Here is a 23,805-nt window from a genome sequence, read left to right as displayed (position 1 = left end):
TACGTGAAGTCATGTGAAGACCGGCGAAACGCATATATAAATAGGACAAATTCATGGAAAACATTGAACAATCTGTCGTTGCCCAGTGGAACGAGCTTCAACTTCAAGTCATCCGCGAGGGTGGCCCGGCCCCCACACCGACAACCTATCAACTCCATATCGTCAGCGCTGCCGTCTATGACGCCTATGCCGCCCTGTCCCCAAGCGCCTCCGGTCATTACTCCGAGATCGCGACATCGCTCGCAAATACCGAAGAAAACAAGGCCGAAGCGGTCAGTTTCGCAGCCTACACCGCGCTCGTCGCGCTCTATCCTGAGCGGACCGCCGATTTCGACGCGCTGATGCAAGACCTGGGTTACGATCCCGCTACCGCATCGACCGATCCCGAAACCCCCGCAGGTCTCGGCACCCTAGCCGCCCAAAACGTCTTCACCGCCCGCGAAACCGACGGCTCCAACGCAGAAAACGGGTTTGCCGACACAACGGGCTTTGTTCCGGTGAACGAGGCCGACCCGACCTCCGACCGCGCGCCCGGTGGTGAGAATTTCGATCCCAACCTGTGGCAGCCACTGCGCGAGGCAAATGGCACGCTGACGGATGTGAACGGCATTCCGATCTTTGATAATGACGACCCCAGCACCTTTAAGGATCAGGTGGCCCTGACCCCGCATTGGGGCGGCGTCGAGGGTTTTGCCCTGACCTCAGGCGACCAGTTCCGCCCGGCTCCTCCGCCACTCTTGGGCGATTTTTCCGAGTATACAGATGGGCTTGGCAATGTGACGACAGGCGATCAGGCCTACCGGGACCAGATCGCTCAAGTGCTTGAGATTTCCGCCAACCTCACCGATGAACAAAAGGTGATTGCTGAATATTGGGCCAATGGTCCGCGTGGCGAGACCCCTCCGGGGCATTGGTTCCAGATCGCCCAGGATCTCGCCCTGCGCGAAGGTCATGGGATCGACCAGGATGCCGAGATGTTCTTTGCCCTGAGCACGGCCATCCTCGATGCCGGGATCGCAACTTGGGAAGCGAAATACACCTATACCTACATCCGCCCCTACTCGGCCATTCGCGATCTCTTCTTCGATCAAGAGATTCAGGCCTGGGGTGGCCCAAATCAGGGCACGCAGACGATCCTTGGCCAGAACTGGCTGCCGTATCAGAATGTGACGGCACCTACGCCGCCCTTCCCGGAATTCGTCTCGGGTCACTCGACCTTTTCGATGGCCGCTGCGCGTACCCTTTCCGCTTATCTCGGCAGTGACACCTATTACGACGGAACCAGCCTCAGCAATTACGATCTTGATGGGGTCGAAGGTGTTGATGTGATTGGTGAATTTGTCACAAGCGATCTCGCCTTCGAGGATTTTGTTGCAGGCGGCGACCCGGTTGTGCTGCGGTGGGAAACCCTCACCGAAGCGGCCCAAGAAGCAGGCATGTCGCGTATTTTTGGCGGCATCCACATTCAGGATGGCAACCTGCGTGGCCTTGAGGTCGGTGAAAACGTCGCCGCCAACGCCGAAGTCCGGTGGAGCGCGCTTTTCCGCAACGGCGGGTCGGATTTCACCACCCTCTCCGATGACGGAGCCCTTGCACTTGAGGGCGCTGGCAATGACAGCGTCGTCGGCGGTGCTGGTGACGACACGATCGAAGGCGGTGCTGGCGATGACGTGCTGGCTGCCAGCGATGGCAATGACAGCGTTCTCGGTGGGGATGGCAATGACCGGATCGGTGGCGGTCTGGGCAATGACACGATCGACGGTGGCACCGGCGATGACGTGATCGGCGCGGGCCAAGGCGATGACATCGCCGCAGGCGGTGACGGCAATGACGTGGTCAGCGGTGGTGCCGGCAGCGACACTCTGGGAGGTGGCGCTGACAACGACTCGATCTCCGGCAGCTTTGGCAACGACAGCATCGACGGTGGCGATGGCGACGACCTCATCGGCGGCGGCACCGGACAGGACACGATCCTGGGCGGTGCTGGCAATGATCAGGTCGGTGCCGGAGAAGGCGATGACGATCTCTTTGGCGGTGACGGCGACGATTTCCTCGCTGGTGGCGGGCGTGACGATCTCATCGACGGTGGTGCCGGAAACGACACGATCAATGGCGGCGCAGGCAATGACGTGATGACCGGCGGTGACGGTGTGGAACTCTTTGTGTTTAACGAGTTCGTCGCGGGCGATGTCGATGTCATCACCGATTTCGAAGTAGGCGTCGACAGCGTCCTGATTCGCGTCAACGATCTCGACAACGGCGGCAACGGGCTTCAGGGCTTCTTTGATGCTCTCGGCATCGTTGACACGTTCGCGGGTGCCCAGTTCAACGTCAATGGCAACGACGTGCTGCTCGAGTCCGTGCTCGCGGCGGATCTCACGATCGACAGCTTTAGCTTCCTCTGATCATGGGCGTGGGGCGGCGCAGGCGGCCCCCCTCTGACCCAGCGAAACGCGGATCACAGCAGACAAACCAAAGGCCCCGAAAGGGGCCTTTTGCGTGCGGCTTTCGTCTGAGCGAAGTCACTGGTCGGGCTGAGAGGATTCGAACCTCCGACCCCCTGCTCCCGAAGCAGGTGCGCTACCAGGCTGCGCTACAGCCCGACCGTGAGACAGGCGATTATACCGCGAGGCGGTGCATTGCAAGGGGTTTCGCGGTCTTTCGCCCGGACTTGCCAACCGGTCCGAAGGTCGGATTGACAGGGCGGGTGGGCAGGGCGTCTAAGGTGTCCTGAAACCACAGTGTTGCAGGCTCCGGAGGCCCCAAATCACCCATCGCCGCACCCATGTCGACAAGGTTCTCGCGGAATCGCAGTCTGGCTCCGCCCCGGCACGCTCGCGCATCGTGGCCTCATGGCGGCGCTCCATGCTCAAACATGGGCTGGACCCGGCAGAGCACCGCGCGCCTGAGCGGGTTGATGCCCGCAATCTTCTGGTTCGGCAGAGCGACCATGCGCAATTCCTTCAGGTGGCCGCCCCCAAACTCGACCAGCTATTCGGTCTCGTCGGGCATTCCGGCTGCGCCGTGCTCTTGACCGATGCCGAAGGTGTCGTGCTCGATCAACGCTGCGCTCAGGGTGACGCCGCGATCTTTCAGGACTGGGGACTCTGGCAAGGGGCCGATTGGTCCGAGGCGGCAGAGGGCACCAATGGGATCGGCACCTGCATCGCCGAGGATCGTCGCGTGATCATCCACCGCGATGAGCATTTTCTCGCCCGCAACACCGCGATGAGCTGTATGGATGCGCCGATCTATGGCGCCGACGGGCGCATCATCGGTGCGCTCGATGTGTCCTCGGCCCGCGTCGATCAGACCGAGGCGTTCAACCGCCTGATTGCTGCGATGGTGGCCCAGACCGCCCGCCAGATCGAGGCCGACAATTTCCGCGCCGCCCATCCACGCGCCCGCATCCTCTATGCCGACCATGACGAGACCGAGGCGGCGATGCTGCTGGCGGTCGATGCCGATGACATCGTCGTAGGCGCCACCCGTGCCGCGCGCAAGGCGTTCAATCTGGGGGCCATCGGCCCGATCCGCCCCATTCCCGCCTCTGACATCTTTGGCCGCGACGACGGCCCCAGCGGCTTTGAACGGGCCGAGCGGGCAGCGGTGATTCGTGCCCTCACGCGCGCCTCTGGCAATGTGTCCGAGGCCGCCCGCGCCTTGGGTATCGGGCGCGCCACACTCTATCGCCGGATGAAACGGCTGGGGATCGGTGAAAATCTGCATTGATGTGTCTCAGTCCTGAGACAGGTTGCCTCATGCACCGCGCGCCCCCCCGGTGACGGCACATGGGGCAGGGCGCATTCTCTGGTTATTCCCGGCGGAGGACCGGGGGCAACGGAGGAACCCCAATGAACGAGATGACCCAAGTCGCGGGCAGCTATGCCTCGCCCTTCAAGACGCGCTATGACAATTTCATCGGCGGCACATTCGTGCCCCCCGTGAATGGGCGCTATTTTGACAATGTCACACCCATCACCGGCGAAGTGGTCTGCGAGGTCGCCCGCTCTGACGCGATGGATGTGGAACTGGCGCTTGATGCCGCCCATGCCGCGCGCGAAGCGTGGGGACGTACCTCTGCAACCGAGCGCTCCAACACCCTGCTCAAGATCGCCGATGTGCTCGAGGCCAATCTCGACCTTCTGGCGCAGGCCGAGACCTGGGACAATGGCAAGCCCATCCGCGAGACCACATTTGCCGACATCCCGCTTGCCATCGACCATTTCCGCTATTTCGCGGGTGTCCTGCGCGGGCAAGAGGGCACCATGTCCGAGATCGACAATGACACGGTCGCCTATCATTTCCACGAACCCTTGGGCGTTGTGGGCCAGATCATCCCGTGGAACTTCTCGATCCTGATGGCGGCCTGGAAACTTGCCCCGGCCCTCGCCGCAGGCAATTGCATCGTGCTGAAACCGGCCGAGCAAACGCCCGCCGCGATCATGGTGCTGGCTGAACTCATCGCCGATCTGCTGCCCGCGGGTGTCTTGAACATCGTCAACGGCATGGGGGCCGAAGTGGGCTCGCCGCTCGCCCGCTCAACCCGGATCGCCAAGATCGCCTTTACCGGCTCGACCGCGACGGGCCGCAAGATAATGCAGGCCGCCACTGAAAACCTCATTCCCGTCACGCTGGAACTGGGCGGCAAATCCCCCAATATCTTCTTTTCGGATGTGATGGCCGCCGATGACGCCTTTCTCGACAAGGCGGTCGAGGGCTTTGTTCTCTTTGCCTTCAATCAGGGCGAGGTCTGCACCTGCCCCAGCCGCGCGCTGATTCAAGAAGACATCTACGAGGAATTCATCGCGCGCTGCATCGCCCGCGTGAAGGCGATCCAGCAGGGCGACCCGCGCGAGATGAACACGATGGTCGGCGCACAGGCCAGCCAACAGCAATTCGACAAGATCATGTCCTATTTCACCATCGGGGTGGAAGAGGGGGCCGAAGTGCTGGTGGGCGGCGACGCTGCACGCTTCAACGGCGAGATTGCGGGCGGCTATTACATCCAGCCCACCATCCTCAAGGGGCACAACAAGATGCGCGTGTTCCAGGAGGAAATCTTTGGGCCGGTTGTCAGCGTGACGACCTTCAAGGACGAGGCCGAGGCGCTCGCCATCGCCAATGACACGATGTACGGCCTTGGTGCCGGTGTCTGGACCCGCGATGGCACACGGGCCTACCGCTTTGGCCGCGCTGTCGAGGCGGGCCGCGTCTGGGTCAACAATTACCACGCCTACCCGGCTCATGCGGCCTTTGGCGGCTACAAACAGTCCGGCATCGGGCGCGAAAATCACAAGATGATGCTGGACCATTACCAGCAGACCAAGAACATGCTGGTCAGCTACAACCCCAACAAGCTCGGGTTTTTCTGAGTAGACGCAGGTGACGAGTGCGAGCCGCCGGGGTCTTCCCCTGCGGTTTTGTTTCGGCTTGAACGGTGCAGGAACCCTAAGCGAAACCGCGCGGTCGTTAGGCTGCGGGACGGCCCAGCGATCGCGCGGCGCCCTTCGGGCTTGATTCCGCGCGGGCGATGACTGCCGATCTCTCTTTCTTAAATAATGGCAACCTTTGTTTTGTGCGAACCAAAGAATGTGCGTTCGCCCAACGAAAAAGGCCCGCGACATTCGCGGGCCTCTCGAGCTTTAACCAACTTCGTCTCAGAGACTCGCGTCAAGCGCCGCCACAATCGCATCGCCCATTTGCGAGGTAGACACCGGCGTCACACCCTCTTCGCCCAAGAGGTCAGCGGTGCGCAGCCCATCGGCGAGCACCTGTTCCACGGCCTTCTCCAACCGCGTCGCTTCATCCCCCTGATCAAAGGAATAGCGCAGCGCCATGGCAAAGCTCAGGATACAGGCGATCGGATTGGCCTTGCCCTGACCGGCAATATCGGGGGCAGAGCCATGCACCGGCTCATAGAGCGCCTTGGGCCGACCATTGGCCATCGGCAGACCAAGCGAGGCCGAGGGCAGCATGCCCAAAGAGCCGGTCAGCATCGCCGCGCAGTCGCTGAGCACGTCACCAAAGAGGTTGTCGGTCACGATCACGTCGAATTGCTTGGGCGCGCGGACAAGCTGCATGGCCCCGTTGTCAGCATACATGTGGCTCAGCTCCACATCGGGGTAATCCGCGTCATGCACCTTTTGCACGACCTCGCGCCAGAGCACGCCGGATTCCATCACATTGGCCTTTTCCATCGAGCAGACCCGGTTGCCCCGCTTGCGCGCCAGCTCGAACGCAGCGCGCGCCACGCGGTCGATCTCGCTCTCGGTGTAGCGCTGCGTGTTGATGCCCACGCGCTCGTTGCCTTCGGTGAAAATGCCGCGCGGCTCGCCGAAATAGATGCCAGACGTCAATTCGCGCACGATCATGATGTCGAGACCGGCCACCACATCGCGCTTGAGGCTGGAAAAATCCGCCAGCGCGTCAAAGCATTGCGCCGGGCGCAAGTTGGCAAAGAGGTCCATTTCCTTGCGCAGCCGCAAGAGGCCGCGCTCGGGCTTGACGCTGAAATCGAGGCTGTCGTATTTCGGCCCGCCCACGGCGCCCAAGAGCACGGCATCGACCTCTTGCGCCTTCGCCATCGTGTCGTCATGCAGCGGGACCCCGTGCTTGTCATAGGCGGCCCCGCCCACCAGATCCTCGGACACGTCAAACGCCAGCCCCCGCTTGGCCCCGTACCAGTCGATGATCTTGACCACTTCGGTCATGACCTCGGGGCCGATCCCGTCACCGGGCAGAATAAGAAGCGATGGGTTGCTCATGGGGCGTTTCCTCGGGTTGCATTTGCTGTTGCCCGTTGGCCTATACGCAAGCCCTGGAATGGTCAAGAAACCCCGAAGTTACGGCAGACTCAGATCGACCCACACCAAACGATGAGGGCTGGCCGTGGCCGCCAAATCCCCCTCTGGCGTGTCCTCGGGCGGCCAATGCACGCCCGCGCCTGCCACGTTGAGATCACGAGAGGGCAGGATATAGGACACCCGCCGTGCGCCAGGGCCGGGCGGTGGCCAATGGACGGTGTGCAGGCGCATGGCATCCGGCCCCGGTTCGGGGCGCATCGGGCGCGGATCTTGCAGGCGTGGATCGGCCAGCAGATCATGGATCGCTTGGTGCTGCCCGTCACTGGCCTCGGGGTCCAGGTTGGCATCGCCCATCAGCACGAAGCGCCCCTGTGGCGGCGGCCCGAACACCCCATCAAAGTAAAGCTGCCAGAACCGGATTTCATCATGGTTGCGCCGCCCGTTCAAATCCTCCGGCCCGTCAAACACCGGCGGTGTGGCGTGAAATGTCATCACAAGCATCGGTCCCGATGCGAGCATCACCGGCACTATCCAATGTCCATTGGACGACAACCGTTGCACCGCCTGCGCGGCCTCTGAGGGAAACGGCAGGCCATCCCGCACCGGCAAGAGCGCGCCGGGTAGGTCGCGCCATAAGAGCGTGCTGAAATCCTGCGCTTCAGTCTGATCCACAGGATAGCGCGACAAGAGCGCCATGCCGCCCTGACCCGCAAAGTCGCCATACCCCTGCGCATCGCGTGGCCCGCCACGTCGCCCGTCGCCATCCATATCGAGCGCCGTTGCCATCCCACTATTGGGGCGGGGCGCAAAGAGATGATCATATCGCGGCCCGCCGCCCTGCGCGATCCGGTCCCGCAATGCTTTGACGGCAAGCAAATCAAGGTCGTGATCGACACCTTGCAACACTAGAATGTCGGGCCGAACGACCAACAGCACCCCTGCCACGGCCTCGATCTGCGGATCGCTCCCTGACAGAATATCCCGCAAGAGCAGCCCCGGTCCGGCGCGGTCCAGTTTCACATTCCAACTTGCAAGACGCAGGGTCTCGGAGTGCGCGGGCAGGGTGCAGAACGCCAGCACCAGCACCGCCGCAATCAGGCGCTTTGCAACCCTTTGCCGGTCATTGCATCGCCTTCGGCATAGGCACGGCGGCGCTTGTCCTCGATCATATCGGCGATCCGGCTCATCGCGATCCCGCGCATGAACATGCTGGCAGGAAGAAAGGCCCATGCGGTCATCGTCCAGATCAAGGTTTGCGGGTTCGCGATGGAGATCGGGTCTATCGCGTTCGAGGCGGCACGGACCGCCGCCGGGATCAAGAATGGCAGCAAAGATCCTAATACAATGTTAAGACCCGCATCCCGGCGCAAGCGGTGCAGCACATCGCCACCTCCAGTGGGGTCAAACAGCGGCAGGTTGACCCAGACGTTGAATGCACCCGAACGCGCAGGCCATCCCAAAAACCGCACCAGCGTCACGAAATATAGGATCATCGCCAGCGAGAACGTATAGGAAATACCCGAGGCAATCCGCACCATGTCGATCAGGGCGACATCGGCATTGGCTGGCATCATCAGTACAACCAGACGCACGGGGGAATAGGGAAAATCAATCGCTTCGCCCAAACCACGCCCAAACTGCGTCAACCCGTCAGTCCATCCAGTCGGATCGGTCGTTCCGCGCACGATCATCGACAGTGAAAACAGAATGGCCGCCAAGGCAAAGAACTTGCACCGGTTTAACGGCGGCGCAAAGCGGAATTCGATGATGCTGGGATACTTGCCGTAATATTCGATAAAGGTCATGAACCCCGCGAGTAACGACAAGACGATCACGATCTGCGCCGTGTCCGCCCCTGTCGATGGCACGACAAGAGAGGGTGTTGCCACCAGAATTACAATAAGCATCGCCCGCGCAAGCGCGCCTGGAATCAGTGAAAACACTGCCCGTTCCCCTACAACTTGGTCGGTCGCGGTACAGTGCCGCGCCCTTGTGCCAACTTGGTCCCGCGCTTTGTGGCGGGCTGCCTCAATCTTGCCCAATTTTTGCCTTCTTTCACCCTTCACCACAAGCCTTTGGTTAATAAGAAGAAAGATTTAAGGCCGATTGAGGGTGCAACTGGTGCAGGATTGCATCAAACTTGCAGCAGCTTTGTGACCTAAGATGCTGTAAACACTGTATCTTGTGGATTTCACCCAAGGCACCACAAGAGGGGCTGGTCAAAGAGAAAGCGCCGCGAGCAAGCCCGCGACGCTTCCATGTCTTCCCCAGTCTTGGTCAGACCCAGGGGCGCGCCTGTGCTGCGCTCGATTCAAACGCTTCAATGGCACTCGCCTTTTCGAGTGTCAGACCGATATCGTCCAACCCTTCGAGCAAGCAGTGTTTCTTGAACGCATCGACTTCAAAGGCGAATACCACCCCCTCCGATGTCGACACCGTCTGTGCCTCGAGATCGACCTCGATGCGCGCATTGGCGCCCTTCTCGGCCTCTTTCATCAGCACATCGACCTGATCCTGCGGTAGGGCAATGGGCAGGATGCCGTTCTTGAAGCAGTTGTTGTAAAAGATGTCGGCATAGCTCGGCGCAATGACGCAGCGGATACCAAAGTCCTTGATCGCCCAAGGCGCATGCTCGCGGCTTGATCCACAGCCGAAATTATCGCCCGCGACCAGAATTTGCGCGTCGCGATACTGCGGCTTGTTCAGCACGAACTCAGGGATCTCCTTGCCGTCATCATCATAGCGCATCTCATCAAAGAGGTTGACGCCCAAACCGGACCGCTTGATGGTCTTCAGAAACTGCTTGGGGATGATCATATCGGTATCGACATTGATCAGGGGCAGGGGGGCGGCAATACCGCTGAGTTTCTCAAACTTTTCCATTCTATTCTCCTATCCTCGGCCAAGCCCGTCGATCCGGCTTTCCGTTATTGGCAAACAAGCAGACATGTGTAACCTCATCCCATGGACATGATTGACATCGCGACGCTTTATGATTGCATCTCGCATCGCTGGTCGCCGCGCATTGGCGACCCATCCGTCATGGGTTGGATTACTGTTGGCGGTTACGCGGTTACGGGATTTCTTTGCTTTGCAACTGCGCGGGTCCGTGTGCAGGACCGTCGGTTCTGGACAATTCTGTCCATTGTCTTGCTCTTTCTCGCTGTGAACAAACAGCTTGATCTGCAATCCGCACTCACGGCCACGGGCCGCTGTATTTCCCAAATGCAAGGGTGGTACGAAAACCGAGGCTCGGTCCAGTTTGGCTTCATCCTCGCACTGCTGGCCGCTAGCGTCGCAATCATGGTGATCGCTCTCGTCAGATTGCGTCGCCATCTCGGTCGTATCGGCATAGCGCTGTGCGGCCTTGGAATTCTGCTGACCTTCATCGCCATCCGCGCAGTTGGATTTCACCATTTCGACAGGATCATCGGCATGACCGTGGCAAACGTCCGCATGAACTGGGCGCTCGAACTGTCTGGGATTGCTTTGATCTTTGTGAATGCCATTTGGGCCTATGGATCGCGTCAGCACTTGCGATCCCTGAAGCCGGATGGCTCGCAGGGATCGAAGCCTTGAACGTGTAACATGCGGCACGAGATCTGACCTTATCGGCCAGTTTCCTGCCATCACATCATCTCCCGGACATCTGTCAGCTTGCCGGTGATCGCCGCCGCCGCCGCCATGGCAGGGCTCATGAGGTGCGTGCGCCCGCCGCGGCCCTGACGACCCTCGAAATTGCGGTTCGACGTTGCCGCACAGCGCTCTCCCGGTGACAACTGATCCGGGTTCATCGCCAGACACATCGAACAGCCCGCAAGACGCCATTCAAATCCGGCCTCGATAAAGATATCCGCCAGCCCCTCTTCCTCGGCCTGAGCACGCACAAGACCAGAGCCCGGCACGATCATGGCGCGCAAGCCCGCCTTGACCTTCTTGCCCTTCAGGATTGCCGCCGCCGCGCGCAGATCCTCGATCCGGCCATTGGTGCAGGAGCCGATAAAGACTGTGTCGATCTCCACATCACTCAGCTTCTGACCGGGTTTGAGGCCCATATACTCCAACGCGCGCTTGACCGCATCGACCTTGCCACCCTTGAAATCCTCAGGCGCAGGCACGCTTGCGGTGATCGGCAAAACGTCCTCGGGGCTGGTGCCCCATGTGACCACAGGGGCAATATCCTCGCCCTTGAGTGTCACCACCTTGTCCCAATGCGCGTCATCATCGGAATAGAGCGTTTTCCACCAGTTGAGCGCCGCTTCCCACTGCGCGCCCTTGGGCGCATGCGGGCGACCTTTGACATACTCAAACGTCTTTTCATCTGGCGCGATCAGGCCTGCGCGCGCACCGCCCTCAATCGCCATGTTGCAGACCGTCATGCGGCCTTCCATGCTCAGATCGCGAATGGCCTCACCACAATATTCGATCACATAGCCGGTGCCGCCTGCGGTGCCGGTCTCGCCGATCACCGACAGGGTGATGTCCTTGGCGGTCACACCGGGGCGCAGCTTGCCGGTGATCTCGACCTTCATGTTCTTGCCCTTGCGCTGAATGAGCGTCTGCGTCGCCAGCACATGCTCGACCTCAGACGTGCCGATGCCATGCGCGAGCGCGCCAAAGGCACCATGCGTGGCAGTGTGGCTGTCGCCGCAAACCACGGTCATGCCGGGCAGGGTCCAGCCTTGCTCAGGCCCGACAATATGCACGATGCCCTGACGTACATCCGACACCGGGTAGTAATGAATACCAAAATCCTTGGCATTCTTGTCCAGCGCCTCGACCTGAATGCGGCTTTCTTCATTCTCGATTCCCTTGGCGCGGTCCAGCGTGGTCGGCACGTTGTGATCCGGCACGGCAATGGTCTTGTCGGGCGCATGTACCGCGCGCCCCGCCATACGCAACCCTTCAAAGGCTTGTGGGCTCGTCACCTCATGCACGAGGTGACGGTCAATATACAGAAGGCAGGTGCCATCTTCGGCCTCATGGGCCACATGGGCATCCCATATCTTGTCATAGAGTGTCTTGGGGGACATGCGTCCTCTCCCGTTTTGCTGGTTGGATTGGCTAAGAGACGTCACGAAAAGGCGGCGCGCCTCATAGGCGCGCGGTTATGCTGCACATCGCCCCGAAAAACCTCCAGGGCAGGCGCGCGCGATCATCCATGTCGAAAACCCGTGTCATGCACCGCAGATACAGTGCCGCAGCCGCTCTATCAAGAGGGTCACGTGCCGCAAGGCCACTTGGCCCCGGCGAGCTTTGACCAAAACACCTTGGGGCGGAGGGGGGCGTGCCCCCTACGCCTCTGTTCGCTCAGGGCTTCTCGCCAATCTCGCCCGTCAGGGAGAAAAGCCGCTTGGGATCGCCCGCCGGTTCGATCTTGAGCGCGCCAACCCCGCGCTTGTCCGCGAATTGTCCAGTGCCGCTGACCAACTCCCAAAATCCGTCATCATGCAAGGCGGGCTTGTCCGCACCTTTCATGAATACCGCGCGCACGGTGAACTTGATAATCGCCACATCGCCGTTCTCGGCCTCGAACCGCAGATAGCCGCGTGGATCGCCCCCCAAGGGCGGCTGAATGTCATGCCAGCCGAATTCCGTGACCTTGGCCCCGGCCAGCACACCCTCGCCCTCGGACACGCCTTCGCGACGCACGGCGAGGACGAAATGCGGCGTGCCGTCGCCCATCTCGAAACGCATTTGCTCTTGCGGATCCATCACGGCGGTGACAGCCACGGGCGCGGCCATCGCCCCGCCTGTCAGCATCAGAGCGGTGGCGGTCAGCGCGGCCAGGCCTCTTGCCTTCATGGTAAAGATCATGTGCGGTTCTCCTGCGAAAATACCTCTGTTGCCCGGTTGCCGGTGCCAACAGCCAGAGCCTTTCACGCAGGTGCCACACACTCAACGGTTGTTTGGTTTCATCCAGTCACTTATGCGTGCAAACATCGTGATTTCGGAATGTGTCGCGCGCCCCACCCCTCAGTCGCACGCGAGCATATAGCCCTCTCCGCGCACGGTTTGCAGATAGCGCGGCTGCTTGGGGTCGCTCTCGATCTTGCGGCGCAACCGGGTGATCTGCACATCGACCGCACGCTCCTGTGCCTGTCCGCCATCACGGCCCAAATCCTCAACCAGCTTGGTACGGCTCACCGGCTTGCGCAGGTTCTCGGCAAAGATCCGCATCAACTGCACTTCGGTGGCGGTCAGACGGACCGGCAGACCGCTACGGCTCAATTCGGCGCGCTCGATATCATAGCGCACGGGGCCCATATGCACGATCTTAGGTTGTGTCTGCTCCGGCTCCGGCTCGGGCATCCGCCGCAGGATTGCATTGATCCTGAGCAACAACTCCTTCGGCTCGAACGGTTTGGGCAGGTAATCATCCGCCCCCGCCTCCAGCCCCTCGATCCGGTCCGGTGTCTCGCCCTTGGCGGTGAGCAGCAGGATGGGTGTCGTATGCGTCTCGCGCAGAGCGCGGGTCAACTCGACCCCGCTCTCGCCCGGCATCATCACATCCATCACGATGAGGTCGAAATCCAACCCCGCCAGCACCCGGCGGGCATGCCCCGCATCCCGCGCGACCGACACCAGAAATCCATGCCGCATCAGAAATTTGCGCAAGAGGCCGCGAATACGCTCGTCGTCATCGACAATCAGCAGATGAGGGGCGGGCTCGGTCATGTGTCAGTCTCCCGAATGGCGTGATAGCGGCGGCGCAGGTCAGGTTCCATCATTGCCTCAAGCACTTGACGAAATCCCGCAACGGCCTGTGGCCCGGCAGCGCGATAGGCGGCGCGCATCCGTGCGCGCTGTGCATCCGACAGTTTACGTTCCAGAGCGGCCCCAGACTCAGTCAGCGTCAGGTGACGCTCGCGCTTGTCGGTGGTGCCGACGCGGCTCTCGACCAGCCCGTCCTCGATAAGCGTCCGCAACACCCGGTTGAGCGATTGCTTGGTCACACCAAGGATTGCGAGAAGGTTGTTCACCGTGGTTCCGGGGCTGCGGGCGATGAAATGAATCGCCCGATGATGCGCCCGGCCATAGGCCATCGTTGCCAGAATGCGGTCGGGATCGGCGGTGAACCCGCGATAGGCAAAAAACATTGCCTCAATGCCCTGACGCAACTGCTCATCCGTGAGAAACAACAGGTTTTCGCCGCCATGCATTTCGGCCATGCCCACGCTCCGTTCACAATCTACGCGCCTTGTATTTCACATTAAGTCAGCTTTGTTGACATTCCAAGATCAAACTGCTAGCGAATGTCAGTTTTTGCGCAATTTTATGTCCGAGGTGGACATATTTTGCGCAATAAATGCAAACCATGCTAAGAGGAAGCAGAAAATGTCTGGCTATGATGATCGTGACGGCAAAATCTGGATGGATGGCAAACTTGTGGAATGGCGCGACGCCAATGTGCATATCCTGACACATGCGCTCCATTATGCCAGTTCGGTCTTTGAAGGCGAGCGCTGCTATGACGGCAAAGTATTCAAGAGCCGCGCCCATTCCGAACGCCTGCTGAAATCGGGCGAACTCATGGATATGGCAATCCCCTACACGGTGGATGAAATCGAAGCTGCCAAGCGTGCGGTCCTCGACGCAAATGGGTTAACCAATGCCTATGTGCGCGTCGTCGCCTTTCGCGGTGCTGGCCTCGACATGGGCGTGGCCGCCGCGCGCAATCCAATTCGCATGGCTGTGACCGCGTGGGAATGGGGCAATTACTATGGGGATGCCAAGATGAAAGGCGCAAAGCTCGACATCGCCAAATGGAAGCGCCCCAGCCCCGAGACAATCCCCGTCGCTGCCAAGGCCGCCGGTCTCTACATGATCTGCACCATGTCCAAACACGCCGCCGAGGCCAAGGGCTGTTCGGATGCCATGTTCCTCGACTATCGCGGCTATGTCGCCGAGGCGACGGGGGCCAACATCTTCTTCGTCAAGGATGGCGAGGTGCACACACCGCTGCCCGACGCGATCCTAAACGGCCTCACCCGTCAGACCGTGATCGGCATGCTCAAGGACCGTCAGATCAAGGTGCATGAACGCCACATCATGCCCGAGGAACTTGAAGGGTTCGAACAGTGCTGGCTCACTGGCTCTGCCGCCGAGGTGACGCCTGTGGGTCAGATCGGGGCGTACACGTTCGACGTGGGTGCGATGACCCAAGAGGTCTCTCAGGCCTATGAGGCGCTCGTGCGCGCCTGATTTACGCATAGTCCCAATGATCCGCCGTCCGGTTCCGCCGGGCGGCATTTTTCTGTCAAATGCGCGACTCTGGCCGGCGATTCTTTGAGTGATTCGGTGGCAAATGACGCGTAGCCACCGCGATCGTCGCGTCGAGCGGGCAAGGCCGCTCTCCTTAAACGTGTCATAATTGTGGCGGAGCTCTGTTTGACCCCCGTCGTCTGGCCGCTCCCGACGCATTTCCCGCGAGTGGGGCGAGGTCGTATCCCATCTCGCGATATTCCCCTGCGACCGAGTCCGGCATTTTGCCCGAGATGGATGGCAATCGTCTTCATATCGAAGCGTTGTTTCGGGTGTCGGGACAATGCGCCTGAAAGAGCCCTGGTTCTCTTCGTGTGATGCCAAGAGTGGAGGGTTGGATTTGTGGTTAAAATGTGGCCAAAAGTGGCCACAGGTGACGAAAGATGACGTGGGTCTTTGCGGCAGAATTTGGACACTCACGGTCTGATTGCAATCAGCGACAGGCTACCCTCTAAGGGCATTACACGTCAGGGTTGTATTTTCCTGAGGTCATTGACTTGCTCAAGACAAGAGAGCATTTTCAATCAAGTTAGCTTAATACCTATAAAATCTTGGGCTGACAGGCAGTGGGGGCATTGGCCTGTTATCTTCATGGGGTGAGTAAGCCTGACCGAAGTCATATGCATAGTGTGTTGGATTACGTGTATCCGAGCATGCCGAAATGTTGCACGAGTTGTGCCACATTTCGGGCATATTTGAGACTGGTTTGTCACTCGATGCGGCGAACTGAAAAATAACGGGCTCATGTGTGACGTTTAAACGGTTAGTTGGGTTTAGAGCTTCTGGGGAGTGCTGCCATGTCGTTTCAAACAGTTCCGGTGCCATTGCGCCAGAAGGACGCGGACTTTATTCAAAGTTCTTCGATCACACCGAAACGATCTCAGATCTATTCGGTCATTTTCAAGGGTGTTTTGGACGTCGCTATTGTTCTGATCGTCGCACCACCCGTGCTGATTATCGTGGCGATTTTGGCGGTTCTCATCGCCCGTGATGGGGCGCCGCCGTTCTACGCCCAAGACCGTGTTGGCAAGAATGGACGAATCTTCCGGATGTGGAAACTCCGCAGCATGGTCGTCAACGCCGACGCGCTCCTCGAGAGCTACCTCGCAGCCAATCCTGCGCGTCGTTTGGAGTGGGACCAACATCAGAAACTACGTCACGACCCGCGGATCACCCGGATCGGTCGGCTAATCCGCAAGACATCGTTTGATGAGTTGCCGCAACTGTGGAACGTGCTGATTGGCGATATGTCCATCGTCGGCCCGCGCCCGATGATGCCCTGCCAAAAGGCGCTCTATCCCGGTCGCGGCTACTATGCCCTGCGCCCTGGCATCACGGGCTACTGGCAGATTTCCGTGCGCAACGAGAGCAGTTTTGCTGCCCGCGCGCAATTTGATACAAAGTATCTGACCGAGTTGTCGCTCTGGACTGACCTGCGCGTCATGGCTTGCACCTTCCGCGTGGTTCTCACCGGCACCGGCTGTTAAGCGACTGCACCGATTGCCCGCGCGGGAACTGCTCTCGCGCGGGACAATTGGCCCCGGACTGGCGCATTGATGCACCTCGCGGCCAAAATCCCGTCGTAAAATCGCGAAATTGTTGAAATTCATGGGCTTTGGCACTTAGGCTGGCCCTGCTAGGCGGCCCCTGAGGGTCGTGCCGCACTCTGCGGCAAGACCGGCGAAACAGTCAACGAGGTGCCCGGCGCGTCATGCCCAATGCTACGGCCTATCTGATGCTTGCGGCTTGGCCGCTGATCACGCTGGCGATGTTCCGGTGGTGGCCGATCGAGCGCGCTTTGATCTGGTCGCTCCTGGGCGCCTATATGGTCCTGCCGCCGCCGCCCGCCGCCTTTGATTTCCCCCTGATGCCGCCCTTGACCAAGGAATCGCTGCCCAGCCTTGCCACCTTTGTCATTTGCCTCATTCACGCGGGCCGCCGTGTGCCGCTCCTGCCGCAGAGCTTGCCGGGGCGTGTCCTCGTCGCACTCTTTGTCCTCAGCCCCGTGGCCACGGTCCTCACCAATGGCGACCCGGTGTTCTATGGGCGCATCGGCCTGCCTTCGCTGGGGCTCAAGGATATGGTGGCGCTCGTCCTCTTGCAATTCATCCTACTCTTGCCATTTCTCCTCGCGCGGCAGCATCTGGCCACGCCAGAGGGGCTTCGCGAACTGGTGATGGCCCTGATGCTGGGCGGGCTGATCTATTCCCTGCCCATGCTGCTTGAAGTCCGGCTCTCGCCACAGCTCAACATCTGGATCTATGGCTATTTCCAGCACAGTTTTGAGCAGATGATGCGCTCGGGCGGGTTCCGGCCCATCGTCTTTATGTATCATGGTCTTTGGGTCGCGTTTTTCACTGTCATGGCGATGACTTGCGCGCTCGCGCTCGCGCGCGAAGCGGATGTGCGGCGCCGCGTCTTCTACCTCTTGGCGGCGCTCTATCTCGGTGGCGTTCTGGTGCTCTGTAAATCGCTGGGCTCGCTGATGTATGGCGTCTATCTGGCACCACTCGCGCTGTTCCTGCCCACTCGGATGCAAATCCGCATCGCAGGGGTCATGGCCGTGATGGCCATCAGCTATCCGGTGCTCAAGGGGGCGGGATTGATCCCGGTCGACTGGATTCTCGAACAGGCAGGCAAAGTTGACCCTGAACGCGCCAATTCCCTGCGATTCCGCCTCGATAACGAGGATATTCTGATGGAACGCGCCCTTGAAAAGCCGCTGTTTGGCTGGGGCAGTTGGGGACGCAACCATATCCTCAATCCCGTCACCGGCGTGATCGAGACCGTAACGGACGGGCGCTGGATCATCCTCATCGGTATTTTCGGCTGGGTCGGCTATCTGGCCGAATTCGGTCTCATCACCCTGCCTGTCCTGATGCTGTGGCACTATAGCCGCCGTCTGGGCAATGCCGCCCATGTGCGTCTGATCGGGCCAGTGGTGCTCTTGCTCGCGATCAATCTGATCGACATGCTGCCCAATGCCACGCTCACGCCGCTGACATGGCTTTTTGCCGGGGCGGTGCTGGGGCTGGCCGAGGCGGCGCGCCACCAGCACCCCGTGACAGCTCGCCGCCGCCCGCTGGGCTGGCGCCCGATCATGTGAGACACCCCTGATGACCCGCCCCCGCGTGCTGGCCATTGCCGAGGCCGCCAATCCCGAATGGGTCAGCGTGCCGCTGGTGGGCTGGTCTCTGGCCACCGCGCTGCGCGAGGTGGCCGAGGTGCATATCGTCACGCAGGTTCGCAACCGCGACGCATTCCTGCGCGCGGGGCTGATCGAGGGGCAGGACTTCACCGCCATCGATTCCGAGGCGATTGCCCGCCCCCTCTGGGCGCTTGGCGAGCGGCTGCGCATGGGGCAGGGCAGGGGCTGGACGACGCTGCAACTGATCAACGCCATGAGCTATCCGTGGTTCGAGCACCTTGTGTGGCGACAGTTTGGCGATGCCATCCGCTCCGGGTGCTATGACATCGTCCACCGCATCACCCCGCTCAGCCCGACGATTTCCTCGTCGCTGGCGGGCAAATGCGCCCGCGCGGGCGTCCCCTTTGTGCTTGGGCCGCTGAATGGCGGCGTGCCGTGGCCCGCAGGCTTTGACGCCGAGCGGCGGCGCGAGCGCGAATATCTCAGCTACCTGCGCAGCGCCTACAAGGCACTGCCGGGCCGCACCGCAACCCTGCGCCACGCCGCTGCCATCCTCGCAGGCTCGCGCCACACCCAAGGCGAAATGCCCAGCTTTGCCCGCGCCAAAACCGTCTATCTGCCCGAAAACGCGATTGATCCCATCCGCTTTTCCCACATCGCCACGCCTGCGCCGGATGGTCCCCTGCATGCGGCCTTCGTCGGGCGGTTGGTGCCCTACAAAGGCCCGGACATGCTGATCGAGGCCGCAGCGCCCCTCCTGCGCGCCGGGCGTCTGCATCTTGATCTGGTGGGCGACGGGCCGATGATGCCCACCCTGCGCGCGCAGGCCGAAGCCTTGGGCGTGGCCGGGCACATCACCTTTCACGGCTGGTTGGACCATGCCCGTGTGCAGGATGTGCTGGCCACCTGCCACCTCTTCGCCTTCCCCTCGATCCGTGAATTCGGCGGCGGCGTGGTGCTCGAGGCGATGGCCTTGGGCGTGCCGCCGCTCATCGTCGATTACGCAGGCCCCGGCGAATTGGTCACAGCATCGCGCGGGGTCAAGGTGCCCTTGGGCAGCCGGACCGAGATCATCGCAGGCTTTGCTACGGCGCTGGATGCGCTCTCCCAAGACCGCGCCACATTGGCCGCCATGGGGCAGGCGGGCCGCGATTGGGTGCTGGAGCACGCCACTTGGGCCGCCAAGGCGCGGCAGGTCCGCACCGTCTATGACGCCCTGCTGGCCAAGACCCCGCTGCCAGAGGTCTTTGCCGCATGAGCGCCGCCGCCTATCGCCCCGAAATCGACGGTCTGCGCGCCATCGCGGTGCTGTCGGTCGTGCTCTACCACTTCGGGCTGCCCGGCATCCCCGGCGGCTTTGTCGGGGTGGATATCTTCTTTGTGATTTCCGGCTTTCTGATCGGTGGCATCCTCTGGACGGACCTGCGCGAAACCGGGCGCATCCGCCTTGCCCGGTTCTACCTGCGCCGTCTGCGCCGCTTGGCCCCCGCCTATTTCGCCATGGCGGCGGCGACGCTGATCATGGGCTGGCTCATCCTCTTGCCGTTCGAATTCCGCGAATTCGGCAAATCCCTCATCGCCGCCACGGTCTATCTCTCGAATATCCATTTCTACCGCGAAGCCGGGTATTTCGACGGCATATCCGAGGAAAAGCCGCTCTTGCACACATGGTCGCTGGCGGTCGAGGAACAGTTCTACATCGTCCTGCCCTTCCTTTTGCTCACCCTCGCCCGCTGGCGGCCCACGCTGCCGGTGATCCTTGCGACCCTCGCCGCGCTCTCGTTCGCCGCCTGCCTCTGGCTCACGCCCCGCTCGCCCTCAGGCGCCTTTTACCTCTTCCCCTTCCGCGCGTGGGAGCTTTTGGCAGGCGTTCTTCTCGCCATTGCGGGGCAGGAACGGGGCTGGCGCTTTGCCCTCCACCCGGCGCTCTCATGGGCCGGTCTGGCGCTGATCCTCACCGCCGTGTCCCTGATCGGCGCCGAGGGATTTCCCGGCTGGCAGACGATCCTGCCCGTCGCAGGCACGCTCCTGATCCTGATGAATGGACGCGATGCCAACCCCGTCAACCGCGCCTTGACCCGCCCCGCGCCGGTGTTCATCGGCCTTATCTCCTATTCGCTCTACCTCTGGCATTGGCCGGTCTTCGTGCTCTCCTCCTACTGGCGCGATGGCTACTCTGGCCCCGTCGAGGCTGGGGCTTGGCTTACCCTCGCCTTTGCCCTTTCCACCCTCTCATGGCGCTATATCGAACGCCCGGTGCGCCAGACACAGGCCGGCACCCGCGCGCTCGTCTCGGGCACAGCGCTGGCCTCACTGGCGCTGCTGGCCGTCGGCCTGTTGCTTTGGCGCGGCGATGGCTTGCCCGCCCGCTTTGCCCCCGAATTGCGCACCCATATCGCCGCCTCCGGTGATTTCAATCAGGACTGGTCGCGCTGCACCGTCCCCACCACCGGCCCCCTTGCCGGGGTGGAAACCTGTCCCATCGGCCCCGATGGTGCGCCCGAGGTGCTGATCTGGGGCGACAGCCACCTGCGCGCCATCAAGGAAGGGCTGGAGACCGCCGCCCACGCCGCGAACCGCCCCGCGCTGATCCTCTGGCACGCGGGCTGCCCGCCGCTCTTTGACGTGGCTAAGGCCGAAACCGCCGTCACCCCGGCGCAGGATGCCGCCTGCACCCGCGCCAATCAAACCATCCGCGATGGCATTGCCCAATTAGACAGCCTGCACACGCTCCTCCTCGTCGGCCGCTGGTCCTATTACACCGAAGGGCAGGGCGTGGGGCTGGACGCCCACAATCGCATCACCCTCGCGCCTCTGCCCGACAGCCTCTTGCCCCAAGGGCCGCAACACACGCTTTTCAACGCGACCCTCACCCGCACCATTGCCGAACTCGCCCCGCAATTCCCCCGCATCTACATCCTGCGCCAACCGCCTGAGGTGCCAGATTACGATTCCCGCGCCGTGGCCCGTGCGCTGGTGCATGGCCGCATGAGCCCCGAGGACACGACCCGCCTCAGCGTGCCCCGAGATCTGGCGCTTGCCCGCGCCGCCCATGCCGAGGCGCCGCTGATGGCCTTGGCCCACTCCGGCGCGATCACCCTCATAGACCCGTGGCAGCACCTCTGCGATGCCAGCACCTGTGACGTGATGCAGGACGGCCAAGCGCTTTACTTCGACAACAACCACCTCACCAACCGCGCCGCCATCGCCCTCAGCGATCTCTTCGCCCCCGTCTTCGAGGCCCCGCAATGACCGCCGAGATCCGCAATTCCCAGTGGGACGTGATCGTCATCGGCACCGGCATGGGCGGCGGCCTCATCGGACGCAGGCTGGCCGAGCGGGGCCTCAAGGTGCTCTTCATCGAGAAAGGCCCATCCGGCCACCGATCCGAGCGTCAGGGGCTCAATCCCGAAATGTTCGATCCCACCGCCCGACAGTTGCGCGGCTATTGGCCCGGCCCGATCCGCGCGCAGATCAATGGCCGCGCGTCGGAATTCTTTGGTCCCATCGGGGCCGGGGTGGGCGGATCGTCGGTGTTTTATGCCGCCACGCTGGAACGCCCCGAGCGCCACGATCTTGAGGCGACAGAGACCCGCCCGCATCCCACCGGCGGTTGGCCCGTGGGCTTTGACGCGATGCGCGACTGGTATGCAGAGGCCGAAGACCTCCTGCATATCTGTGGTGACCCCGATCCGCTCTCGCCGGAGCCCGCCCCCTTCCTACGGCCCGCGCCGCCACTCTCGGCTGTGGATGCCGCTCTCATGCGCAGTCTGCAATCGGTGGGGCTACACCCCTACCGCCTGCACGCCGCGATCCGCTATCTGCCGGGGTGCCATGAGTGCCTGGGCGTCAAATGCCCCAAACCCTGCAAGATGGATGGTCGCTCTGCCGGGGTGGACCCGGCGCTTGCCACCGGCAATGCCGCCCTTCTCGACCGTGCCGAGGTGCGCCGCCTCTGCGGTACGTCCCACAGCATCACCCATATCGAGGTTGCGCGCGACGGCGAAACCTTCACGCTCACCGCGCCCCAGATCGTGCTCGCCGCAGGTGCGCTCGGCTCGCCCCGCCTGCTCTTGGCCTCCGCGTCTGAGGTCTGGCCCGACGGCTGCGCCAATGGCTCCGGCCTCGTGGGGTGCAACCTTATGTTCCACCTCAACGAGATTTTCGCCCTCTGGCCGCCGCGCGGCACGGCTGAGGATGGCCCGGGCAAGGCCATCTCGCTTCGCGATTTCTACCACCGCGACGGGCAGCGCTTCGGCACCGTGCAGGCGATGGGCATCGCGGCAGGTTACGGCGCGATCGTGCATACGCTGAACGGCATGTTCGACCGCTCCGCCCTGCGTCACCTCCGACCCCTACGCCACCTCACCCGCCTGCCTGCGGCCCTTGCGGCGCGCATATTGGGGCGGGCGCAGGTCTTTGTCGGGCTGATGGAGGATCTGGGATACTCTGAGAACCGCGTCACCTATGACTGCACAGCCCCCGATGCCATCGACATTACCTACACGCTCCACTCCGAACTCCTGAACCGCCGCCGCGCCTTTCGCCGCGCCATCCGAGCGGGGCTGCGCGGGCATCGGCGACTGTTCCTGACCCATACGCCAGAGTTGAACTTTGGCCACCCCTGCGGCACGCTGCGGTTCGGCACCGATCCCGCGACCAGCGTGCTCGACCCCGAGTGCCGGGCGCATGGGCTGGACAATCTCTTTGTCGCGGATGCCTCCTTCATGCCCTCGTCGATGGGCGTCAACCCGAGCCTCACCATCGCTGCCAATGCGCTGCGCGTGGCCGAGGTGATCGCTCGCCGCAGAAAGGCCACGACATGAGGCTCTCGGACGGTATCGCAGTTGTCACTGGCGCAGGCGGTGGGCTGGGGCGCGCGCTCGCAGTGGAACTCGCGGCGCGGGGACAGCGCGTGGTGGCCCTTGGCCGTGCGCCCGAGGGAATCGCCGAGACCGCCGCTCTGGACCCCACGGGTCGGATCACGCCCGTCACTGCCGATGTCGCAGACCCTCAATCCCTACGCGCGGCCTTTGCTCAGATCACCCAAACCGCGCCGGTGACGCTGCTGATCAACAACGCCGCCATCTATCCACGCCGCGATTTTCTCGATGAAACACCCGAGAGCTTCGCCGAAACCATGGCGATCAATCTCGGTGGTACAGTGGCCTGCACGCGGCTTGCACTGGGCAGCATGGTCGAGACCGGTTTTGGCCGTATCCTCACTGTCTCGACCTTCGCCGATCTGGCCCCCTTGCCCGCCTCCTCGGCCTATGCGGTATCCAAAGGGGCAGGGCGCATCCTCACGCGCGCGCTTCTGGCTGATCTCGCCGACCGCTTTCCGGACATTGTGCTGACCGACTGGATGCCGGGCATGCTTGCCACCCGCATGGGCGTGCCTCATGGGCTTGACCCGGCGCAGGCGGCGCGGTGGGGGGCGGCGCTCGCGCTATGGCACGATCCAGCCCTCAATGGTGCTGTGTTCGAGCGCGACCGCGAAATCCTGCCGCCGCGTGGCCTCAAGGGCCGGATCAAGGATGCGCTCCTGTTGCGCCGCCGCACCCCGCGCGTGATCCCAGCCTGACA

19 protein-coding genes and 1 tRNA gene are annotated in these 23,805 nt (G+C 62.0%); 11 read left to right on the top strand and 9 right to left on the bottom strand.

Annotation, left to right across the window (positions count from 1 at the left end; all coding sequences use genetic code 11):
- The first annotated feature begins 53 nt into the window (after positions 1-53).
- Positions 54-2,405 (top strand): DUF6851 domain-containing protein, encoded by a 2,352-nt coding sequence (locus VR71_RS13900; RefSeq protein ID WP_045684873.1) that lies wholly within the window; start codon positions 54-56, stop codon positions 2,403-2,405.
- Positions 2,406-2,526: 121 nt separating this feature from the next.
- On the opposite strand, the gene VR71_RS13895 is transcribed toward VR71_RS13900, so the two are convergent.
- A tRNA-Pro gene (locus VR71_RS13895) sits at positions 2,527-2,603 on the bottom strand.
- Between the two features lie 262 nt (positions 2,604-2,865).
- On the opposite strand from VR71_RS13895, the gene VR71_RS13890 reads away from it, so the two are divergent.
- Together VR71_RS13890 and adh are read left to right on the top strand one after the other, a co-directional pair.
- Positions 2,866-3,732: a GAF domain-containing protein gene (locus VR71_RS13890; protein WP_045684871.1), complete on the top strand. Its 867-nt coding sequence runs from the start codon at positions 2,866-2,868 to the stop codon at positions 3,730-3,732.
- A 122-nt stretch (positions 3,733-3,854) separates the two neighbouring features.
- Positions 3,855-5,375, top strand: coding sequence for an aldehyde dehydrogenase (gene adh / locus VR71_RS13885; RefSeq protein ID WP_009817639.1), 1,521 nt, complete (start codon positions 3,855-3,857; stop codon positions 5,373-5,375).
- Positions 5,376-5,660: 285 nt separating this feature from the next.
- On the opposite strand, the gene leuB is transcribed toward adh, so the two are convergent.
- The 4 genes from leuB to leuD form a co-directional block, all read right to left on the bottom strand.
- On the bottom strand, positions 5,661-6,767 hold the full coding sequence (leuB, locus tag VR71_RS13880) for a 3-isopropylmalate dehydrogenase (RefSeq protein ID WP_009817640.1): 1,107 nt from the start codon (positions 6,765-6,767) through the stop codon (positions 5,661-5,663).
- Positions 6,768-6,845: 78 nt separating this feature from the next.
- Entirely contained in the window at positions 6,846-7,886 is a 1,041-nt protein-coding gene (locus VR71_RS13875; protein WP_254656401.1) for an endonuclease/exonuclease/phosphatase family protein, read from the bottom strand.
- 14 nt (positions 7,887-7,900) lie between these two features.
- Positions 7,901-8,713, bottom strand: coding sequence for a hypothetical protein (locus tag VR71_RS13870; RefSeq protein WP_296430430.1), 813 nt, complete (start codon positions 8,711-8,713; stop codon positions 7,901-7,903).
- A 370-nt stretch (positions 8,714-9,083) separates the two neighbouring features.
- Complete coding sequence (leuD, locus tag VR71_RS13865; RefSeq protein ID WP_009817643.1) at positions 9,084-9,689, bottom strand: 3-isopropylmalate dehydratase small subunit; 606 nt, start codon at positions 9,687-9,689, stop codon at positions 9,084-9,086.
- Positions 9,690-9,776: 87 nt separating this feature from the next.
- Between leuD and VR71_RS13860 the strand changes: the two genes are divergently transcribed.
- Entirely contained in the window at positions 9,777-10,385 is a 609-nt protein-coding gene (locus VR71_RS13860) for an isopropylmalate isomerase (RefSeq protein ID WP_296430420.1), read from the top strand.
- Between the two features lie 50 nt (positions 10,386-10,435).
- Here the strand turns inward: VR71_RS13860 and leuC are convergent, their stop codons facing one another.
- From leuC to VR71_RS13840, 4 genes are all read right to left on the bottom strand, one after another.
- Positions 10,436-11,839: a 3-isopropylmalate dehydratase large subunit gene (gene leuC / locus VR71_RS13855; protein ID WP_009817645.1), complete on the bottom strand. Its 1,404-nt coding sequence runs from the start codon at positions 11,837-11,839 to the stop codon at positions 10,436-10,438.
- 277 nt (positions 11,840-12,116) lie between these two features.
- Positions 12,117-12,623 carry a hypothetical protein gene (locus tag VR71_RS13850; protein ID WP_296430418.1) on the bottom strand — a complete coding sequence of 169 codons (507 nt, stop codon included), beginning with the start codon at positions 12,621-12,623 and terminating at the stop codon, positions 12,117-12,119.
- 159 nt (positions 12,624-12,782) lie between these two features.
- Positions 12,783-13,484, bottom strand: a complete 702-nt coding sequence (locus VR71_RS13845) for a response regulator (RefSeq protein ID WP_009817647.1) — start codon at positions 13,482-13,484, stop codon at positions 12,783-12,785.
- Entirely contained in the window at positions 13,481-13,978 is a 498-nt protein-coding gene (locus VR71_RS13840) for a MarR family transcriptional regulator (RefSeq protein ID WP_009817648.1), read from the bottom strand. The genes VR71_RS13845 and VR71_RS13840 overlap by 4 nt, the downstream gene beginning before the upstream one ends.
- 166 nt (positions 13,979-14,144) lie before the next feature.
- Between VR71_RS13840 and VR71_RS13835 the strand changes: the two genes are divergently transcribed.
- The 7 genes from VR71_RS13835 to VR71_RS13805 all read left to right on the top strand — a co-directional run bounded on the left by VR71_RS13835 (position 14,145) and on the right by VR71_RS13805 (position 23,803).
- The gene (locus VR71_RS13835) at positions 14,145-15,011 is read left to right on the top strand and encodes a branched-chain amino acid aminotransferase (protein WP_045684863.1); all 867 of its coding nucleotides are present in this window, start codon (positions 14,145-14,147) and stop codon (positions 15,009-15,011) included.
- A gap of 857 nt (positions 15,012-15,868) precedes the next feature.
- Complete coding sequence (locus tag VR71_RS13830; protein WP_045684860.1) at positions 15,869-16,558, top strand: sugar transferase; 690 nt, start codon at positions 15,869-15,871, stop codon at positions 16,556-16,558.
- Between the two features lie 224 nt (positions 16,559-16,782).
- Entirely contained in the window at positions 16,783-18,177 is a 1,395-nt protein-coding gene (locus VR71_RS13825) for a membrane protein (RefSeq protein WP_045684858.1), read from the top strand.
- Between the two features lie 10 nt (positions 18,178-18,187).
- Complete coding sequence (locus VR71_RS13820; RefSeq protein ID WP_045684856.1) at positions 18,188-19,477, top strand: glycosyltransferase family 4 protein; 1,290 nt, start codon at positions 18,188-18,190, stop codon at positions 19,475-19,477.
- Positions 19,474-21,471, top strand: coding sequence for an acyltransferase family protein (locus tag VR71_RS13815; RefSeq protein ID WP_045684853.1), 1,998 nt, complete (start codon positions 19,474-19,476; stop codon positions 21,469-21,471). The genes VR71_RS13820 and VR71_RS13815 overlap by 4 nt, the downstream gene beginning before the upstream one ends.
- Positions 21,468-23,045 carry a GMC family oxidoreductase gene (locus VR71_RS13810; protein WP_045684849.1) on the top strand — a complete coding sequence of 526 codons (1,578 nt, stop codon included), beginning with the start codon at positions 21,468-21,470 and terminating at the stop codon, positions 23,043-23,045. Before VR71_RS13815 ends, VR71_RS13810 begins: the two co-directional genes overlap by 4 nt.
- Complete coding sequence (locus VR71_RS13805; RefSeq protein ID WP_045684847.1) at positions 23,042-23,803, top strand: SDR family NAD(P)-dependent oxidoreductase; 762 nt, start codon at positions 23,042-23,044, stop codon at positions 23,801-23,803. Before VR71_RS13810 ends, VR71_RS13805 begins: the two co-directional genes overlap by 4 nt.
- Positions 23,804-23,805: the final 2 nt, after the last annotated feature.

The sequence above is a fragment of the Roseovarius sp. BRH_c41 genome (genome assembly GCF_000961715.1).
Classification (GTDB): Bacteria; Pseudomonadota; Alphaproteobacteria; order Rhodobacterales; family Rhodobacteraceae; genus Roseovarius.
This window is presented reverse-complemented; position numbering and strand designations above follow the sequence as displayed.

What these genes read in the sequence shown, in the direction of transcription:
- VR71_RS13900 (WP_045684873.1), top strand. Translation starts at nt 54, where the DNA reads ATGGAAAACATTGAACAATCTGTCGTTGCCCAGTGGAACGAGCTTCAA.
- VR71_RS13890 (WP_045684871.1), top strand. Translation starts at nt 2,866, where the DNA reads ATGCTCAAACATGGGCTGGACCCGGCAGAGCACCGCGCGCCTGAGCGG.
- adh (WP_009817639.1), top strand. Translation starts at nt 3,855, where the DNA reads ATGAACGAGATGACCCAAGTCGCGGGCAGCTATGCCTCGCCCTTCAAG.
- leuB (WP_009817640.1), bottom strand. Translation starts at nt 6,767, where the DNA reads ATGAGCAACCCATCGCTTCTTATTCTGCCCGGTGACGGGATCGGCCCC.
- VR71_RS13870 (WP_296430430.1), bottom strand. Translation starts at nt 8,713, where the DNA reads ATGCTTATTGTAATTCTGGTGGCAACACCCTCTCTTGTCGTGCCATCG.
- leuD (WP_009817643.1), bottom strand. Translation starts at nt 9,689, where the DNA reads ATGGAAAAGTTTGAGAAACTCAGCGGTATTGCCGCCCCCCTGCCCCTG.
- VR71_RS13860 (WP_296430420.1), top strand. Translation starts at nt 9,777, where the DNA reads ATGATTGACATCGCGACGCTTTATGATTGCATCTCGCATCGCTGGTCG.
- leuC (WP_009817645.1), bottom strand. Translation starts at nt 11,839, where the DNA reads ATGTCCCCCAAGACACTCTATGACAAGATATGGGATGCCCATGTGGCC.
- VR71_RS13850 (WP_296430418.1), bottom strand. Translation starts at nt 12,623, where the DNA reads ATGATCTTTACCATGAAGGCAAGAGGCCTGGCCGCGCTGACCGCCACC.
- VR71_RS13845 (WP_009817647.1), bottom strand. Translation starts at nt 13,484, where the DNA reads ATGACCGAGCCCGCCCCTCATCTGCTGATTGTCGATGACGACGAGCGT.
- VR71_RS13840 (WP_009817648.1), bottom strand. Translation starts at nt 13,978, where the DNA reads ATGGCCGAAATGCATGGCGGCGAAAACCTGTTGTTTCTCACGGATGAG.
- VR71_RS13835 (WP_045684863.1), top strand. Translation starts at nt 14,145, where the DNA reads ATGTCTGGCTATGATGATCGTGACGGCAAAATCTGGATGGATGGCAAA.
- VR71_RS13830 (WP_045684860.1), top strand. Translation starts at nt 15,869, where the DNA reads ATGTCGTTTCAAACAGTTCCGGTGCCATTGCGCCAGAAGGACGCGGAC.
- VR71_RS13825 (WP_045684858.1), top strand. Translation starts at nt 16,783, where the DNA reads ATGCCCAATGCTACGGCCTATCTGATGCTTGCGGCTTGGCCGCTGATC.
- VR71_RS13820 (WP_045684856.1), top strand. Translation starts at nt 18,188, where the DNA reads ATGACCCGCCCCCGCGTGCTGGCCATTGCCGAGGCCGCCAATCCCGAA.
- VR71_RS13815 (WP_045684853.1), top strand. Translation starts at nt 19,474, where the DNA reads ATGAGCGCCGCCGCCTATCGCCCCGAAATCGACGGTCTGCGCGCCATC.
- VR71_RS13810 (WP_045684849.1), top strand. Translation starts at nt 21,468, where the DNA reads ATGACCGCCGAGATCCGCAATTCCCAGTGGGACGTGATCGTCATCGGC.
- VR71_RS13805 (WP_045684847.1), top strand. Translation starts at nt 23,042, where the DNA reads ATGAGGCTCTCGGACGGTATCGCAGTTGTCACTGGCGCAGGCGGTGGG.